The 17,712-nt window shown below is 39.3% G+C and carries 15 protein-coding genes and 1 riboswitch; of the genes, 5 read left to right on the forward strand and 10 right to left on the reverse strand.

Annotated features, from left to right (window positions below):
- Positions 1-70: 70 nt before the first annotated feature.
- The 10 genes from CXF85_RS20960 to CXF85_RS21005 form a co-directional block, all read right to left on the reverse strand.
- Positions 71-1,222, reverse strand: coding sequence for a patatin-like phospholipase family protein (locus CXF85_RS20960; RefSeq protein WP_101230588.1), 1,152 nt, complete (start codon positions 1,220-1,222; stop codon positions 71-73).
- A gap of 516 nt (positions 1,223-1,738) precedes the next feature.
- Positions 1,739-2,098 carry a DUF3718 domain-containing protein gene (locus CXF85_RS20965; protein ID WP_232771290.1) on the reverse strand — a complete coding sequence of 120 codons (360 nt, stop codon included), beginning with the start codon at positions 2,096-2,098 and terminating at the stop codon, positions 1,739-1,741.
- A 58-nt stretch (positions 2,099-2,156) separates the two neighbouring features.
- A riboswitch (cyclic di-GMP riboswitch) is annotated at positions 2,157-2,258 on the reverse strand.
- Positions 2,259-2,497: 239 nt separating this feature from the next.
- Entirely contained in the window at positions 2,498-3,154 is a 657-nt protein-coding gene (locus CXF85_RS20970) for a 3-oxoacid CoA-transferase subunit B (protein ID WP_101230590.1), read from the reverse strand.
- A gap of 1 nt (position 3,155) precedes the next feature.
- Positions 3,156-3,881 (reverse strand): CoA transferase subunit A, encoded by a 726-nt coding sequence (locus tag CXF85_RS20975; RefSeq protein ID WP_101230591.1) that lies wholly within the window; start codon positions 3,879-3,881, stop codon positions 3,156-3,158.
- A 47-nt stretch (positions 3,882-3,928) separates the two neighbouring features.
- Complete coding sequence (locus tag CXF85_RS20980) at positions 3,929-4,885, reverse strand: hydroxymethylglutaryl-CoA lyase (RefSeq protein WP_101230592.1); 957 nt, start codon at positions 4,883-4,885, stop codon at positions 3,929-3,931.
- Complete coding sequence (locus CXF85_RS20985) at positions 4,885-6,948, reverse strand: acetyl/propionyl/methylcrotonyl-CoA carboxylase subunit alpha (protein WP_101230593.1); 2,064 nt, start codon at positions 6,946-6,948, stop codon at positions 4,885-4,887. The genes CXF85_RS20980 and CXF85_RS20985 overlap by 1 nt, the downstream gene beginning before the upstream one ends.
- 4 nt (positions 6,949-6,952) lie before the next feature.
- The gene (locus tag CXF85_RS20990; protein ID WP_101230594.1) at positions 6,953-7,807 is read right to left on the reverse strand and encodes an enoyl-CoA hydratase/isomerase family protein; all 855 of its coding nucleotides are present in this window, start codon (positions 7,805-7,807) and stop codon (positions 6,953-6,955) included.
- A gap of 102 nt (positions 7,808-7,909) precedes the next feature.
- Positions 7,910-9,517: a carboxyl transferase domain-containing protein gene (locus tag CXF85_RS20995; protein WP_101230595.1), complete on the reverse strand. Its 1,608-nt coding sequence runs from the start codon at positions 9,515-9,517 to the stop codon at positions 7,910-7,912.
- Positions 9,518-9,831: 314 nt separating this feature from the next.
- A complete protein-coding gene (locus tag CXF85_RS21000) occupies positions 9,832-11,001 on the reverse strand; it encodes an isovaleryl-CoA dehydrogenase (RefSeq protein WP_101230596.1) in 1,170 nt (389 codons plus the stop codon).
- 32 nt (positions 11,002-11,033) lie between these two features.
- A complete protein-coding gene (locus CXF85_RS21005; protein ID WP_101230597.1) occupies positions 11,034-11,432 on the reverse strand; it encodes a MerR family transcriptional regulator in 399 nt (132 codons plus the stop codon).
- A gap of 277 nt (positions 11,433-11,709) precedes the next feature.
- Here CXF85_RS21005 and CXF85_RS21010 point away from each other — a divergent pair, with 277 nt between their 5' ends.
- From CXF85_RS21010 to CXF85_RS21030, 5 genes are all read left to right on the forward strand, one after another.
- Positions 11,710-12,894 (forward strand): acetyl-CoA C-acyltransferase, encoded by a 1,185-nt coding sequence (locus CXF85_RS21010; protein WP_101230598.1) that lies wholly within the window; start codon positions 11,710-11,712, stop codon positions 12,892-12,894.
- Positions 12,895-12,915: 21 nt separating this feature from the next.
- The gene (locus tag CXF85_RS21015) at positions 12,916-14,073 is read left to right on the forward strand and encodes an acyl-CoA dehydrogenase family protein (protein ID WP_101230599.1); all 1,158 of its coding nucleotides are present in this window, start codon (positions 12,916-12,918) and stop codon (positions 14,071-14,073) included.
- A 184-nt stretch (positions 14,074-14,257) separates the two neighbouring features.
- Positions 14,258-15,046 (forward strand): enoyl-CoA hydratase, encoded by a 789-nt coding sequence (locus tag CXF85_RS21020; RefSeq protein WP_101230600.1) that lies wholly within the window; start codon positions 14,258-14,260, stop codon positions 15,044-15,046.
- Positions 15,047-15,090: 44 nt separating this feature from the next.
- Positions 15,091-16,260 carry an enoyl-CoA hydratase/isomerase family protein gene (locus CXF85_RS21025; RefSeq protein WP_101230601.1) on the forward strand — a complete coding sequence of 390 codons (1,170 nt, stop codon included), beginning with the start codon at positions 15,091-15,093 and terminating at the stop codon, positions 16,258-16,260.
- A 348-nt stretch (positions 16,261-16,608) separates the two neighbouring features.
- The gene (locus CXF85_RS21030; RefSeq protein ID WP_101230602.1) at positions 16,609-17,379 is read left to right on the forward strand and encodes an SDR family oxidoreductase; all 771 of its coding nucleotides are present in this window, start codon (positions 16,609-16,611) and stop codon (positions 17,377-17,379) included.
- The last annotated feature ends 333 nt before the right edge of the window (positions 17,380-17,712 follow it).

Consider the following 17,712-nt stretch of genomic DNA (forward strand, 5'->3'; position numbering starts at 1 on the left):
AACTTAATGTAATTGGTAGAACTTCTGATAAAATAACGAGGCTTTAGTCTGAAAACATAACTTGGGATGATTAAATTTCAAGGAAGGCTCTAATTTCTTGCTCTTTTTCCATTGCATCAGCAAAGCCTAACTTTATCAGTTCACCACAAAAATTCTTTTCAAATAACAAATAACTTACGATACTTGATTCAGAGTCATTGCCTATGCCAACACTGCGTAAAAGTAAACGAATAGACAAAGGTAAGTCATAGTAATATTGTGCAGCTATGGCATTAAAATCATGACTAGGGTTAATTACAAAGCTCTCTATGTGTTGTAGTCCTTCATTTTCTTTTCTATTTTGAGCAGATATTAATTTAAGGGTTTCATTAATTCGCGCCATTCGCTCTAGATCACTGTGCATGGTATCAGCAAAAATGGAATCCAGTAGATGACCTGCAATAGTTGCTGAGCTTGGTGGGTGTGGATTGTTTTCTCTTACATGTATAGGCTCTTTTGGTTGATCTACACCAATGACGAATATCTTCTTTGCCCCTAAATGAATCGCAGGACTTAAAGGGGATAACTGATGTACAGAGCCATCACCGAAGTGCTGGTTTTTAATTTTAACGGAAGGAAAAACCATGGGAATTGCCGCTGAAGCCATCAAGTGCTCAGTGTTTAACTGACACAATTCACCACGCCTTTTTATACGTGACCAAGGTCGATCATTACTACCAGACTGATAGAAACTAATCGAATCGCCATTACTATAACTTGATGCTGTAATGGCTACTGCTGATAAGTAGCCACGTGCTATATTATTATCAATACGGTTAAAGTCGAGTATCTGATTGAGTAGCGATCTAAGAGGTGCATTATTGAGTAAACTACGTGGGTTTTTATTCGCATAGTCAGCTTGAAAGCTGGCCAACATGCCTTGGCTTATATGACTAAATACATTAATTGGATCACTATGATAGATACTCGATATATTGAAATTCTTCCAAGCCCATTCTAGTTTTTTAACCCCTAAATGAAAACATGATGCATAACATGCTAACGACGTGGTATTAATAGCTCCAGCAGAAGTACCTGAAAGAATTGGAAACGGAATACCATGATTTCGAGGGATAAACTTTGCTATGGCTGACAAAACGCCAACTTGATAAGCTGCCCTAGCACCACCACCGGTAAGCACAAGCGCATTTTTACTATTAAGGTAATTTCGTTTTAGTGTCATATATAGTTATTATTATATTTATAATGGTTTGAACAATATCATTTTTTAATCAACTCAATGAGTTAAGTGTAAGTGCTTTTTATTTACTTCGCTAGGAATTACTAGGTTTATTATGGGAGATATATACCCGTACCACTTGAAGATGTTCGTTTCAGGAAACTTAAGCGAATCATAATCGAGGCACAATTGTTGTTAATGGTTGTTCCCTTAAAAGCAAATGTAACGACGAGTATGTTTTGCTTAGCTTTACCCAAGGGCTGGTTTATAAACGCTTTATGCTACGTTATTGATTTCGACAAGGGAACAACCATTCTCTTCAATCAATGCCTTGCCTAAAGACGTTTATAATTCCAGCTGAATCCTGCATCTTCAGGTGGAACGGGTATACTGTATTTTAGACAAAAAAAAAGCCAGCAGAAGCAGGCTTTTTAAAATGACATAGAATTATTAAATAGTATTGCTTTTACTCATCCATTTTTATTTCTAAAAGGTATTAACGTCTACTCAAAAATAATCTTAACTGCTAACGCGAGCGTTGGCAGCGTCTATCAATGGTTGCGATCCAGTTTGAAGGAATACTAGATTAGCTGAAACAACTTTCTTTGGTAATTTTGAAATCATCAAAGAACCTGTTTTTACTGAGCCAGAAGTCGATGCAAACTCTAATAAGTTTTTCCCATTACACTGAATACCGTTGAAGATACGACGAATTTTTAATTTATTCGTTTTTAAAAATGAACGCATGCGTTTCTTGTCATCGGTTGCCACGTACTCACATATACTTGTCGCAATGTCAGCAGCTTGTGCCTTTGGTGTCGTTACAGCAGACGTTAATGTTAAAACAGTGATGGTTGAAGCTATTAATAATTTTTTCATTTTATAAACCTTAATAATTGAGTTAATAAAAGAAAAAACCACGGGATGTACCTGTTAACTAGGTTACTCCGCTGTCATAGATTAAGTTAAATAAATTAGCTAAATCCTTAGACCGGTGGTTTTGCGTCACACGTTTTCGCGTGTTTTGCCTTTTCTTTGTCAATAGTAAGTATCACGTAATTGTTACCAAAGTGCAAGTTTAATGGCGGGGTAGTGCCTAATAATGAAGGTAAAAGAGGCGTCTTTATGAGATTTATTCTTTATTTTACGGGGGTGGAATAAAAGTAATAGTTTGATTACTATTACTTTTATAACGATTTACTCAGTAAATAGTGACTAACTTTATCACTATTAGCAAGATAAGGTAGATGAATTACTTGGTTACAAAATTGTACAGAACTACAATTTCATTTCTGGTACATCACCAGTTACAACCAGTTCACCTTCAGTTAACTTAATTATTTCTTCTACTGAGACGCCAGGTGCGCGTTCGAGCAAATGAAACTTGCCTTCTTTAATTTCAATAAAAGCTAAGTCAGTTAGCACTTTTTTGATGCAACCTTTACCCGTTAATGGCAAAGAACAGTTACTTAGTAACTTTGATACGCCATGTTTAGAGGCATGTGTCATGGTGACAATAATGTTATCAGCACCGGCGACTAAATCCATTGCGCCGCCCATGCCCTTGATTAATTTACCAGGAATCATATATGAAGCAATGTTGCCATTAACGTCTACTTCAAAAGCGCCTAGTACCGTTAAATCTACATGACCGCCACGTATCATGGCAAAAGACTCTGCAGAGTCAAAAATAGAAGCACCATTTGCCATGGTAACGGTTTGCTTGCCGGCATTGATTAGGTCGGCGTCAATTTCATCCTCTGTTGGAAACTGGCCCATACCAAGTAAACCATTTTCTGATTGCAACATCACTTCTATGTCTTTCGGGACGTAGTTTGCAACGAGGGTAGGAATACCTATGCCTAGATTTACGTAATAACCATCTTTAAGCTCTTGGGCAACACGTTGGGCGATTTGTTCTCTCGATAAAGCCATATTATTCTCCCTTTGCTTCTTGTTGATCTGTTGGGCGGGTCGTGCGTTGTTCAATGCGCTTCTCGAAAGTCCCCTGAATAACGCGGTTAACATAAATGCCTGGCGTATGAATGTGATCGGGGTCTAACTCACCCACTTCAACTATTTCTTCAACTTCAACAACGGTAATTTTACCTGCCGTCGCTGCTAAAGGATTGAAATTACGCGCTGTTTTTCTAAAGACTAAATTGCCATATCTATCGGCCTTCCAAGCTTTGACTATGGCAAAATCACCAATAATAGCTTCTTCTAAAATATAATCTCGACCATTGAATGTTCGTTCTTCCTTACCTTCAGCTACTGGTGTACCAACTCCTGTTGCAGTAAAGAACGCTGGAATACCAGCACCGCCAGCACGCATTTTTTCTGCCAGTGTTCCTTGTGGTGTTAGTTCAACCTCTAACTCACCAGCCATCATTTGACGTTCAAATTCAGCATTTTCGCCGACATAAGACGCGACTATTTTTTTAATTTGACGGTTAGGTAATAATACGCCTAAACCAAAGTCATCAACGCCACAGTTATTCGAAACTAGTGTTAAACCATTGGTGCCTTTACGCTTTATCTCGCTAATTAAGTTTTCTGGAATACCGCATAAGCCAAAGCCACCAGCAATTATTGTCATGTCATCGGTAAGTCCAGCCATGGCTTCTTCATAGCTTGATACTACTTTGTCAAATCCTGCCATTTTCATCTCCTACGTTTATATCTATATGTAAAGTTGTCGATTATTTATCATTGCTGTTGTGCAAGGTAAGCGGTTGATACTTTAGAGATTGGCGGTTTGCCTAACTTCTTGCTAATAAACCAACCGGCTTGTAGTAATTTATCGAAATCTATATTTGTTGTAATACCTAAACCATTAAGCAGGAAAACAACATCTTCTGTGGCTACGTTGCCTGATGCGCCCTTAGCATAAGGACAGCCGCCTAAGCCTGCAATAGCACTATCGATAACTGAAATGCCAAATTGTAGCGCGGCGTAAATGTTGGTTAACGCCTGCCCGTAGGTATCATGAAAGTGAACAGCTAGTTGAGCGCTTGGTACACGGGCGCTGACAGCCTGTAACATCTTAGTTACGCTAGCAGCTGTACCAACACCAATGGTGTCGCCAAGGGATATTTCATAACAACCCATAGCGAGTAATTTTTCAGCAACCAGTGCTACTTGCTCGGGATCAATATCACCTTCATAGGGACAGCCGACAACACAAGAAACATAACCACGAACTTTAATGTTACGTTTTTTAGCATCCGCTATAATCGGAGAAAATCGCTCTATGCTTTCTTCAATAGAGCAATTGATGTTCTTTTGGCTGAAACTTTCAGAAGCTGAAGCAAAGATAGCAACTTCATCGGCATTAACCGCAACAGCGGCTTCATAACCTTTCATATTTGGGGTTAGCGCGGCGTAAGTGACATTGTTATTGCGCTTTATTGTTTCAAATACTTCTGTCGAAGTTGCCATCTGTGGCACCCATTTAGGTGAAACAAAACTGCCGCTCTCAATATAACTCACACCAGCATCAGCTAATTGTTCAATTAACGCTACTTTATCTGCAGCACTGATAGCCTTTCCATTAATGAGAGCTTCATTTTGTAAACCGTCTCTTGGACCCACTTCAACAATTTTCACTTTACTTGGGAGGTTTTGTGATAATTGCTCAGCTAAAGGTATATGTTGATTAGCCATTATTTATCCTCAGTACTTTCTTTTAGAGAGTGTGCTGAAAAAGCTAATAACTCAGCGCCACCATCAACCATATCGCCAGCACTGAAGAATACTTCATTCACTTCACCATCACTTGGCGCTTTAATGGTATGTTCCATTTTCATTGCTTCCATAATGACTAATGGCTGATCTTTTTTAACTTGCTCACCTGACGTTACCAGTACACTAACAACGGTACCATTCATTGGAGCAGTTAAACCGCCATGGTTATCATCATCATTATTTTGTCCATGATCAGGGTGTACTTGACTAAAGTTAAATACGCCGTGCTCTTGATAAAGGCTTATGCTGTTATCGCTATGTGCAACAATGCTTTGGCTACGATGGCCATCAATAGTAACGGTAATCTTTTCACCTGCTATTTCACCCTGGCAATCAACAGTGTGTGTTTTTCCACATTGACTGGTAATGGTGATTATATAATAGCTAGCGCTAGCTTGGCGTTTTTGCTCAATGTTAATGGCGTATTCAATGTCATTATAAGCCAAGGTTAGCGCGTGATTATGTGCTTCATTTAATCGCCAAGCGTTAGTCATATGCCAAGGTGAGTGCGGGTCATTACTCAGTGCCGCTAACTCTTTGGTTTTCTTTTCTAACGAAAGCACTAGATATAATGCAGCAATAGGTAATTGCTTAGTTAATAACTCTTCATTTTGCTTTTCATCAGTTTGATGAAATATAGCATCGTGATTCTTTTCAATGAAACCGGTATCTATATCTGCATTGATAAAAGCATCGGTAGTCGCTAAGTTGTATAAAAACTCGATATTGGTAGTAACACCATCTATGCGATATTCACGTAGGGCTTTAGCTAATCGCTGTAGGGCTTTTTCTCTGCTTTCATCCCAAACAATAAGTTTTGCGATCATTGGATCATAAAAAACACTGACTTCATCACCTTGACGAACGCCGGTATCGATACGCACATGCTTACTTTCTAATGGCGTTTTTAATAAATTTAATTGCCCAGTAGAAGGTAAAAAATCATTACTTGGGTCTTCAGCATATATTCTTGCTTCAAACGCATGGCCATTGATTGTTAATTCTTGCTGTGATTTAGGCAGTTTTTCACCTGCGGCAACACGTAATTGCCACTCGACCAGATCTTGTCCTGAAATCATTTCGGTTACAGGGTGCTCTACTTGCAAGCGGGTGTTCATTTCCATGAAGTAAAATGATCCGTCAACATCAAGTAAAAACTCAACCGTGCCAGCACCTTGATAGCCAATGGCTTGTGCCGATTTTATTGCAGACTCACCCATTTTACTGCGCAGAAATTCACTCATGCTAAAGGCAGGAGCTTCTTCAATCACTTTTTGATGGCGGCGTTGTACTGAGCAATCACGTTCAAATAAATACACAGCATTTTGATGATTGTCACAAAATACCTGAATTTCAACGTGACGAGGCTGTGTTAAATACTTTTCAACCAACATAGTGTCATCACCAAATGATGACATCGCTTCACGTTTCGCTGCAGCTAAGCCTTCATCGAATTCAGCTTCGCTCCAAACTTGGCGCATACCTTTACCACCGCCACCAGCTGTCGCTTTTAATAGTACCGGATAGCCCATGTCGTCAGAGGCTTTCTTGATGATATCACGAGACTGATCATCACCATGATAACCAGGAACTAAGGGTACATTGGCTTTTTCCATAATGTTTTTGGCAGCGGACTTTGAGCCCATCGCTTCAATGGCTTCAACAGGAGGGCCAATAAAGGTAATACCTTCTTGTTGACAAGCACGGCAAAAAGCAGCATTTTCTGATAAAAAACCATAACCAGGATGAATAGCTTGTGCGCCAGTTTTCTTGGCAGCAGCAATTACTTTCTCCCCAACTAGATAACTTTCACGAGAAGGTGAAGCACCAAGATAAATAGCTTCGTCAGCCATATGAACATGCAAGGCATCTTTATCAGCGTCAGAATAGACAGCAACCGTTAAGATGCCCATTTTTTTGGCTGTTTTTATTATGCGGCAAGCAATTTCACCACGGTTAGCAATTAATATTTTACTAAACATTTATTTATCCTTCGCTCTTGGCTTTTATTGGCAATGTATTGGCATTTATTTGCCAACTTGGGCTACGTTTCTCAAAAAAAGCGCTGAGGCCTTCTTGACCTTCATTCGATACTCGAATACTGGCAATACGTGCACTGGTATCGTTAAGTAGTTGTTCATTGATGTCTTGATAAGCCACATCAAAAGCAAGTTGTTTAGCTTGCCTCATTGCTTCCGGGCTATTACTAAGCAGGGTGGTAATCATCTTATCTACCGCTGCCGTTAATTCATCAGCCTCGACAACTTCATCAACTAAACCTAGTTGCATAGCTTTATCGCTAAAGAAACGTTCAGCCGTTTGAAAATAACGTCTTGAAGCTTTTAAGCCGATGGCATTAACGACATAAGGGCTAATCGTTGCAGGAATAAGTCCTAATTTAACTTCGCTCAAGCAAAAGCTAGCTTTATTGCTGGCGATAACTATATCGCAGCAGCTAGCTAAGCCAACAGCACCGCCAAAAGCAGCACCTTGAATTTTAGCAATGGTTGCTTGTGGCAGAAAATTTAAGGCTTTGAGCATTTGTGCCAAGGCATTAGCGTCTTTGAGGTTATCTTCATAAGAATAACCCGCCATACGTTTCATCCAGCCTAAATCTGCACCGGCGCTAAAACTTTTTCCATTAGCTGCTAATACCATGACTTTAATATCGTGACGCTTGGCAATATCATTGAAAATATCAGTTAAGGTTTTGATGATAACGTCATCGAAAGCGTTATGTTTATCAGCATTATCAAAAGTAACGGTAGCTACGCCATTATCGCTTATTGTATAAAGCACTTTTTCTGAAGGTGAAATTGAAGTTGATGTATCAATCGACATACTTTTTCCTTTACGTTTAGCATTTTTAGTAACTAGGGATAAATAGTACCAGGACTTTTTATCTCTATGATCAACCTGAGCTGTTAACTAAGACAGGGCACGTTACATTCTAAAAATACCAAATTTAGTGTCTTCAATGGTTTTATTTAATGACGCAGATATCGCTAGGCCTAAAACTTGGCGAGTGTCAGCGGGATCTATAATACCGTCATCCCATAAACGCGCAGAGGCATAATAAGGGTGACCTTGGTGTTCATAATCTTCAATAATAGGTTTTTTGAATGCTTGCTCTTCTTCATCACTCCAGCTTTCACCTAACTTCTCTTTTTTATCACGGGTAACTTGCGCCATAACGCCAGCTGCTTGCTCTCCACCCATGACTGATATTCTGGCATTTGGCCACATAAATAAGAAACGCGGATCATAAGCTCGGCCACACATGCCATAATTACCGGCGCCAAAGCTGCCGCCAATTAATATTGTAAATTTAGGGACTTGTGCGGTGGCAACGGCGGTTACCATTTTAGCGCCATGCTTAGCGATACCACCTGACTCATATTGTTTACCCACCATAAAGCCAGTAATGTTTTGCAAAAACACCAGCGGTATCTTACGTTGTGCGCAGAGCTGAATGAAATGAGCCCCTTTTTCCGCTGACTCACCAAATAACACCCCATTATTAGCGACGATACCAACAGGATAGCCAAATATTTTCGCAAAGCCGCAAACTAAGGTATTACCATAAAGAGCTTTAAATTCATCAAAATTACTACCATCAACTATGCGGGCAATAACTTCACGAATGTCGTAAGGTTGACGGGTATCTTTAGGAATAATGCCGTAAATGTCTTCACTCGGGTATTCTGGCTCAACAACTTGCTGGAAATCTATCGTTACCGGTTTTACTCGGTTTAAATTCTTCACCGCAGAACGTGCGATCTCAAGCGCATGATGATCATTTTGTGCATAATGGTCGGTAACACCTGAAGTACGACAATGTACATCGGCGCCACCTAAGTCTTCAGCGCTAACTACTTCACCTGTTGCAGCTTTTACTAGGGGAGGACCAGCTAAAAATATAGTGCCTTGCTCTTTAACAATGATTGACTCATCAGCCATTGCGGGAACGTAAGCACCACCAGCAGTACAAGAGCCCATCACTACGGCTATTTGAGGAATGTTATTAGCAGACATATTAGCTTGGTTGAAGAAAATACGACCAAAATGCTCTTTATCAGGGAAAACATCATCTTGGTTAGGTAAATTAGCGCCACCTGAATCAACAAGGTAGATACAAGGTAAGTTATTTTCTTGTGCTATTGCCTGAGCCCTAAGGTGTTTTTTTACTGTTAGTGGATAGTAAGTACCACCTTTTACCGTTGCATCATTAGTAACAATGACACACTCTTGCCCTGAAACTCGACCAATACCAGTAATAATGCCAGCGCAAGGTACGTGATCATCATAGACTTTATAAGCTGCTAACTGTGAAAATTCGAGAAAAGCTGAGCCAGTATCTAGTAGGGCATTAACTCTGTCACGTGGTAATAATTTACCGCGGTCTAAATGACGTTGACGACTTCGCTCGCCACCACCCAATTTCACTTCACAAAGCTTGTCACGCAAGTCATCAATTTGAACTTGCATATGGGCAGCATTATCCAAAAAGTCTTGGCTGCGTACATTTATTTTTGATATTAGTTTTGCCACGGTAGTGCCTTTTATTTGTTAGTCATCGTTTATTTTATTGCGAGTTTATTCAATTACGGCGTTGAAAAATGCTCATTGACTAACGTCAACTCCGCTTTTTTGCCTTGTACTTGAATCAAGTCGCTGCAAACTAAACAATTACTGGTTCAATTCTAACTCTGTGTTTTTCGTTCAATGTCTTTTATTCAAATAATAAATGTAGTGATTCAGCTTTAAGTTATATGGTGCAATAAGAAGGAAATAGCACGGAGTTGACGCTAGTCAATGAGTACTCTTGACGATCTTATTGCACCATACAACGACAAGATGGCTCGCTACTTAGATTCGTTAAATAATTCACGGCCTATCAACATTCTACGGATCTCGGAAGTACCAGCACCAATCTCGTATAATTTAGCATCGCGTAATAAACGTCCCGCTGGAAATTCGTTGATATAACCATTACCGCCAAGTAATTGAATAGTATCAAGTGCCATTTTTGTCGCTAATTCTGCAGCATATAAAATTACCGCTGCTGAATCTTTACGTGTAGTTTCACCACGATCACAAGCCTGAGCTACCATGTAAGCATAAGATTTGGCTGCATTCATTTGTGTGTACATGTCAGCAACTTTACCTTGTACTAATTGGAACTCACCAATAGATTGACCAAATTGCTTTCTGTCATGAATATAAGGTACGACTAAATCCATACAAGCATCCATGATGCCTAAAGAACCGCCAGATAAAACTACGCGTTCGTAGTCTAAACCTGACATTAATACGCGAACGCCTTTGCCTTCAGTGCCTAAAATGTTTTCTGCTGGAACTTCACAATCTTGAAAAACTAATTCACAGGTATTTGAACCACGCATACCTAATTTATCTAATTTCTGATGGCGAGAAAAACCAGGGTAATCACGTTCAACAATAAAGGCTGTAATACCTTTTGAACCTGCGCTGGTATCTGTTTTAGCATAAATAACAAAAACATCAGCATCTGGACCATTGGTGATCCACATTTTATTACCGTTAAGGATGTACTTATCACCTTTTTTATCAGCGCGAAGTTTCATGCTTACTACATCACTACCTGCATTTGGCTCACTCATAGCAAGTGCACCAACATGTTCACCGGTACAAAGTTTTGGTAAGTACTTGAGCTTTTGCTCATGAGAACCATTTTTACTTAACTGGTTTAAACATAAGTTCGACATAGCGCCATAACTCAAACCTACAGAAGCAGAAGCTCTACTAATTTCTTGCATAGCAACAATATGTTCTAAATAACCAAGTTCTGAACCACCGTACTGCTCATCAACGGTCATGCCTAATAAACCCATGTCACCAAACTTACGCCATAAATCTTTTGGAAATTCATTATCAATGTCAATTTGCGCTGCACGTGGGGCTATTTCATCTCGAGAAAAGGCATTTACCTGTTCGCGGATCATATCGACGGTTTCGCCTAAGTTAAAGTTAAGTGATCTGTATTGTGAAATCATAATGGTTCCTTTACCGTTGCTTATATAGGGGATTATTTGGTTTCTAGTGTTCTAAGTGTTTCTTGACAATTATCTTCTAAGTCATTCAATTCAATTAGCACGGCATTAATATCTTCTAGTTGCTGCGTTAAATCGCGTTTTTTATTATGGATAAGTTCCATGATGCTATTTAACTGCTTAGCACTTGTTTTATCTACGTCGTACAGTTCAAATAAACGGCCTGTTTCAGCTAATGAAAAACCTAAGCGTTTACCGCGCAAAATTAACTTTAGTCGAACTTTATCTCTTTGGTTATAAATTCTCGTTTGTCCCTTACGGGCAGGAGAGACTAATCCTTGGTCTTCATAGAAACGTATGCTGCGCGTGGTAATATCAAATTCTTTTGATAAGTCGCTAATAGAGTATTTAGTTGGGCTAATTTTTGATGTCATTTTTTTACTCGGATATATCATCTTGAATAAATTTGCTTATTGATTTATCTTATAGGAAGTTTACGTTAACGTAAAGGTTGCTTTTGTTCGATGATAAAAATAATAAATTCACCCTGTAAGAAAGGTCTTACAGTTTGCTTTGTTATTAATGATCTTACTCACTTGGGTTACGTTGGCGTAAAGGCACTATTAAGTTAGGCTTTATCAAAAGAGATTAACTTATTCAATTACATTGTAATTATTCAAATTTATTATCATTTATAAGCTGGAGAGCTCCATGTCATCATTAGATCCTATTGTTATTGTTTCAGCCGTAAGAACACCTATGGGTGGGTTTGGCGGTTGTTTGTCACCGGTAACGGCTCCTGAATTAGGTGCTAGCGCAATTAAAGGCGCAATAGCACAAGCAAATTTAGCCAATGATCAAGTTGACGAAGTCATTATGGGCTGTGTTTTACCTGCTGGCGTAAAACAAGCACCCGCCAGACAAGCCGCAATCGCTGCTGATTTATCCTTATCTACTGTCTGCACCACAATCAATAAAGTCTGTGGTTCAGGTATGAAAGCTGCGATGCAAGCACATGACTCATTACTTGCTGGCTCTATTGAGGTAGCTATTGCTGGCGGTATGGAAAGCATGAGTAATGCACCCTATATATTACCGAAAGTTAGAACAGGTCTACGTATGGGCCATGGCGAAGTCATCGATCATATGATGCTCGACGGTTTAGAAAATGCGTATGACGGTGTTTCTATGGGCTGTTTTGCTCAAGAAACTGCTGATGAAGCTGATTTTACTCGCGAAGCGATGGATGAATTTGCTATCCGCTCACTAAGTCGTGCAAACCAAGCAATTGACTCAGGCGCTTTCAAAAATGAAATTACCGCTGTTACCGTAGTTAATAGACGTAAAGAAACGATTATTGATACCGACGAACAACCAGGTAATGCGCGCCCAGACAAAATACCTTCACTGCGTGCAGCTTTTAAAAAAGGTGGCACCATTACAGCGGCAAATTCTAGCTCTATATCAGATGGGGCAGCAGCCTTAGTAATGATGAAGTTATCTGAAGCACAAAAACGTGGTTTATCACCACTTTGTAAAATTGTAGCGCATGCTACACATGCACAAGCACCGGCAGAATTTACCGTAGCTCCAGTAGGGGCAATGACAAAAGTATTAGCCAAAGCAAATTGGAAAACAGCAGATGTTGATTTATTTGAAATCAACGAAGCTTTTGCCATGGTAACTATGTTGGCGGTTAAAAATATGTCGTTAGATATCAACAAAGTAAATATTCATGGTGGTGCATGTGCATTAGGTCATCCTTTAGGCGCAAGTGGCGCACGTATTATGGTGACATTAATCCATGCATTGAAAAACCAAGGCCTATCTAAAGGTGTTGCTTCTCTTTGTATTGGTGGCGGCGAAGCTACAGCAATAGCACTAGAAATACTATAAAAAATACCCAAGGAATTACTGATGAATTTTGATTTAACCGAAGACCAACAAATGTTTGCTGAAACTGCTAAACAATTTAGCGATAGCGAGTTATTACCCAATGCGGCTAAGTGGGATATAGAACATACCTTTCCAAAAGATGTGATAACTAAAGCAGGAGAACTTGGCTTTTGTGGTTTATATGCGCCAGAAGATGCTGGTGGTTTAGGCTTGAGTCGATTAGATTCATCAATAATATTTGAGCAGCTCTCCATGGGGTGTACTACAACTACGGCCATGATGACCATTCATAATATGGCCACATGGATGATTGCGACTTGGGGCACAACAACAATAAAAGATGCTTGGTGTCCTGAGTTAGTAACGGGTGAAAAGCTTGCCTCTTATTGTTTAACCGAACCTGGTGCTGGATCTGATGCAGCATCACTACGTACAAGTGCTAAAGTTGAAGGCGAACATTATATTATTAATGGTTCAAAAATGTTTATCTCAGGTGCGGGCGAAACTGATGTATTAGTCGTTATGGTCCGGACAGGTGGAGCTGGCGCTAAAGGGATTTCAGCTGTTGTTATTCCTGCGGATGCACCCGGGGTAATTTATGGTAAAGCCGAAGAGAAAATGGGCTGGAATGCACAGCCAACAAAGCAAATTACTTTTGATAATGTCAAAATTCCACGAGAGAATTTACTCGCTAATGAAGGTGACGGTTTCACCTTAGCGATGAAAGGGCTCGATGGCGGTCGTATTAACATTGCTACCTGTTCAATAGGTACTGCACAACAAGCGTTAAATACGGCGATGACATATATGCAAGACCGAGAACAGTTTGGTAAGCCAATTGCGGCCTTTCAAGGTTTACAATTTAAACTCGCTGATATGGCCACTGAATTGGTAGCAGCAAGACAGTTAGTGCGATTAGCGGCTTATAAGTTAGACCAAAACGATGCAGAAAAAACGGCATATTGCGCTATGGCAAAACGTTTTGCTACCGATATCGGTTTTCAAGTTTGTGATGCAGCTCTACAAATACATGGTGGTTATGGGTACGTGAAAGAGTATCCACTGGAACGTCACTTTAGAGATGTACGTGTTCATCAAATTCTTGAAGGCACTAATGAAATAATGCGCGTTATTATCGCTCGACGATTATTAACGGAAGGGGCAGGGCAATTACTTTAGGAAAAACCTAAAAGGCTCTGATGTATCTCACTCAACAATTGTATGGGATACACTTTTCATGAAAAATATATTAAAGCTGTACACAAAACACTATGCATCCGTTACATAGTTAACAGCCGATAATATAAAGCTAAAAAACACATAATAAAAAATATTAGTATCAAATACTTAGCAAGGAAAGAAAATGTCTGATTATTCATCACAGTTTTTACGAGTAGAAGTGATTGCTCATACCGCCGTTGTTACTTTTAATAATCCTCCAGCACATACGTGGACTGCACAAAGTTTAGCCGATTTACGTGATTTAGTTTTAGCCTTAAATGAAGATAAAAATATTTACGCTTTAGTCTTAACCGGAGATGGAGCTAAATTCTTCTCTGCTGGAGCAGATCTTAATGTTTTTGCTGATGGCGATAAACAAGTAGCTGAAGATATGAGTGACATTTTTGGTCAGGCATTTGAAACGTTATCAACATTTCGTGGTGTTTCTATTTCTGCTATTAATGGCTACGCTATGGGCGGAGGTTTAGAAGTTGCCTTAGCCTGTGATATTCGTATTGCAGAAGAGCATGCGGTTATGGCTTTACCCGAAGCAAGTGTTGGTTTACTACCTTGTGCTGGTGGCACACAAAATCTTGCGATACTTGTTGGCGAAGGTTGGACTAAACGTATGATTTTATGTGGTGAGCGAATTAATGCAGAAAAAGCTCTATCAATAAGTTTAGTTGAAGAAGTAGTTGCGCAAGGTGAAGGAAAGAATGCAGCGATTGCTTTGGCTGAAAAGGTATCTAAACAAAGTCCCGTTGCTGTGGCAGCTTGTAAACAGCTAATACAAAAAAATCGTGTCATGCCGACTGCTCGAGCTTTACCACAAGAGCGTCTGGCTTTTGTTGAGTTATTTAACTCACTTGACCAAAAAGAAGGCGTACAAGCTTTTCTAGATAAGCGTAAGCCTGTTTGGCAAAATAAATAGTTTTGTTATGTTAAAACTAAGCCAGAATTCAGAAAGGAAAAATTATGACAGACGTAGTTCTTTTTCAAGAAGTTGATTGTGATAACGGTAAAAAAATTGGGGTCATTACCCTCAACTCACCAAAATCACTTAATGCATTAAGTGGCGATATGATCGCGCTGCTTTATCCTAAATTGATTACATGGCAAGAGCAGCAAAACATTGCTGCTGTATTTTTGCAGGGCGAAGGTGAAAAAGCCTTTTGCGCAGGTGGCGATATAGTGCACCTCTACAATGCCATGAAAACCAATACCCTGAAAAGCTCCAATACAAAATTTTCAGTTGATACTTTAAGTGTAGATAATAAATTCGCACCAGAAATTGAAGATTACTTTACTCAAGAATACCAATTAGATTTTTTAATTCACACCTTTAATAAACCTTTCATTGTCTGGGGAAACGGCATTGTCATGGGCGGTGGATTAGGTATGCTCGTTGGAGCAAGTCATCGTGTAGTCACTGAAAACTCACGGATAGCGATGCCGGAAATTAGTATTGGTTTATTCCCTGATGTTGGTGGCAGCTACTTTCTAAATAAAATGCCTGCTGGTTGTGGTTTATTCTTAGCCTTAACCGGTGCCTCTATCAATGCGGCAGATGCTAAGTTTTGTCAGCTTGCTGATTATTTTGTTGAGCAACAACACAAAGATAACTTTATTAGTCAACTTAAGATGATTAACTGGGGGGAAACAGTCCCACTAAATCACGACAAGACTTCGCAACTATTACAAGAGTTCGAACAAGGCTCAGCAAGTAAATTACCCGTTTCACCTTTAAGAGAGCATAAAACATTAATAACTCAGCTTGTTGAAAAGAATGAGTTGACTGATATTGTAACGGCAATCGTAAGTGTTGAGACTGAAGATAAGTGGTTGAGCCGCGCACAAAAGTCATTGAAAAACGGTAGCGCTTTGAGCGCACAATTAGCCTACTCGCAATTACAACGTGGTAAAGGCATGACATTAGCTGATTGTTTTCGTATGGAATTAAACTTAGCAGTTAAATGCGGTCATTTCGGCGAGTTTTTAGAAGGGGTCAGAGCATTATTAATCGATAAAGATAATAGTCCGCAATGGCATTACCCATCAGTTGAATTAATTGATGCTAAAGTACTTGATTGGTTTTTCGAATCTACTTGGTCAAAAGCAGAACATCCACTCGCTAAATTAGCTTAATTAGTCGGTAAAACATATAACAGGTGATAGTCATAGCTATACCCGTTACCATTCAAAGTGCAGGATTTCAGTGGGAATTAAAATAACTTTAGGCAAGGCAAATGATTTAAGCATAGTCATTCTATGGTTTGATTATTTAACGCAGTATAAAGTCATTTTAAACCCATCGAAGAAGGGCTTGAGAAACATCACTTCATCGTTGCTGTGATTTATAAGGGAATAACCATTTTTTCATCACAGCGCCTTGAATTGAAATTGCTCAAGCACTCTGAAACATGCATCTTGATTAATAACGGGTATAATTTCGCTTTGACCCCTTAATGTATTTAATAAAAGTAAGTAAATAATATGAAATTACAAGATAAAACGATCGTTATAACTGGTGGTGGTCAAGGTCTAGGTTTGACTATGGCTATTAGTTTTGCTCAATCAGGCGCTAATATAGCGTTAATCGATTTAAATGAAGAACAATTAAAAGAAAGCGTTCAGCAAGTTAAGTCGGCTGGTACTGAAGGAATAAAAGTAGCTTATTACCTTGCTAACGTGAGTAAAGAATCTGAGGTTGAAGAAACATTTCAACAAATTAATGCAGACTTTAACGGTATTGATGGTTTAGTTAATAATGCCGGAATCCTGCGTGATGGTATGTTTGTAAAAGCGAAAGACGGCGTTGTTAGCAAAAAGATGTCTTTAGAAAACTTTCAATCAGTTATTGATGTAAATCTAACAGGTGTATTCTTATGTGGCCGTGAAGCGGCTGTTCATATGATTGAAGGTCGCAAAGAAGGCGTAATTATTAATATGTCTTCAATTGCTCGTGGCGGTAATATGGGCCAAACCAACTATGCTGCTGCAAAAGCGGGCGTTGTCGCGATGACAACGACATGGGCAAGGGAACTTGGTCGTCATGGTATACGTGTTGGCGCTATTGCTCCTGGAGTTATTCGTACTGCAATGACAGATGCTATGAAACCAGAAATGCGTGACCGGTTAGAGAAAATGAAACCTGTTGGCCGTTTAGGTGAAGCAGAAGAAATTGCCCATACGGCAAAATACATCTTTGAAAATGAATTCTTCACTGGTCGCGTGGTAGAAATCGACGGTGGTCTTTGTATGTAATAGACAGGTAAAGTGCATTTACGCTTTATTATTAACCAAGTTCACTCATTTGAACTTGGTTTTGTTTAACAAACAAACAATCATAAAGAAAAACGAAAAATAGTGTAAAAAAGACTTGTACTAAAGCTAACTCTCTCTATAATGCGCTCCAGTTCCAAGGGGTTCACGCAAAATGAATCATCAACGGACTGTTTTGATATGTTATCTAACCTAATATTTGGTAGATAACATAAGTTAACGTGTTGTTTTAAATGTTTCTCGAAATGCTTTGAAATAAACGTTGACATCAAAACTAGGGAGCGTATTATACGCCTCCTGCTTCGGAGCAACAGT

It is taken from the genome of Colwellia sp. 75C3, from assembly GCF_002836255.1.
Lineage (GTDB): Bacteria > Pseudomonadota > Gammaproteobacteria > Enterobacterales > Alteromonadaceae > Colwellia.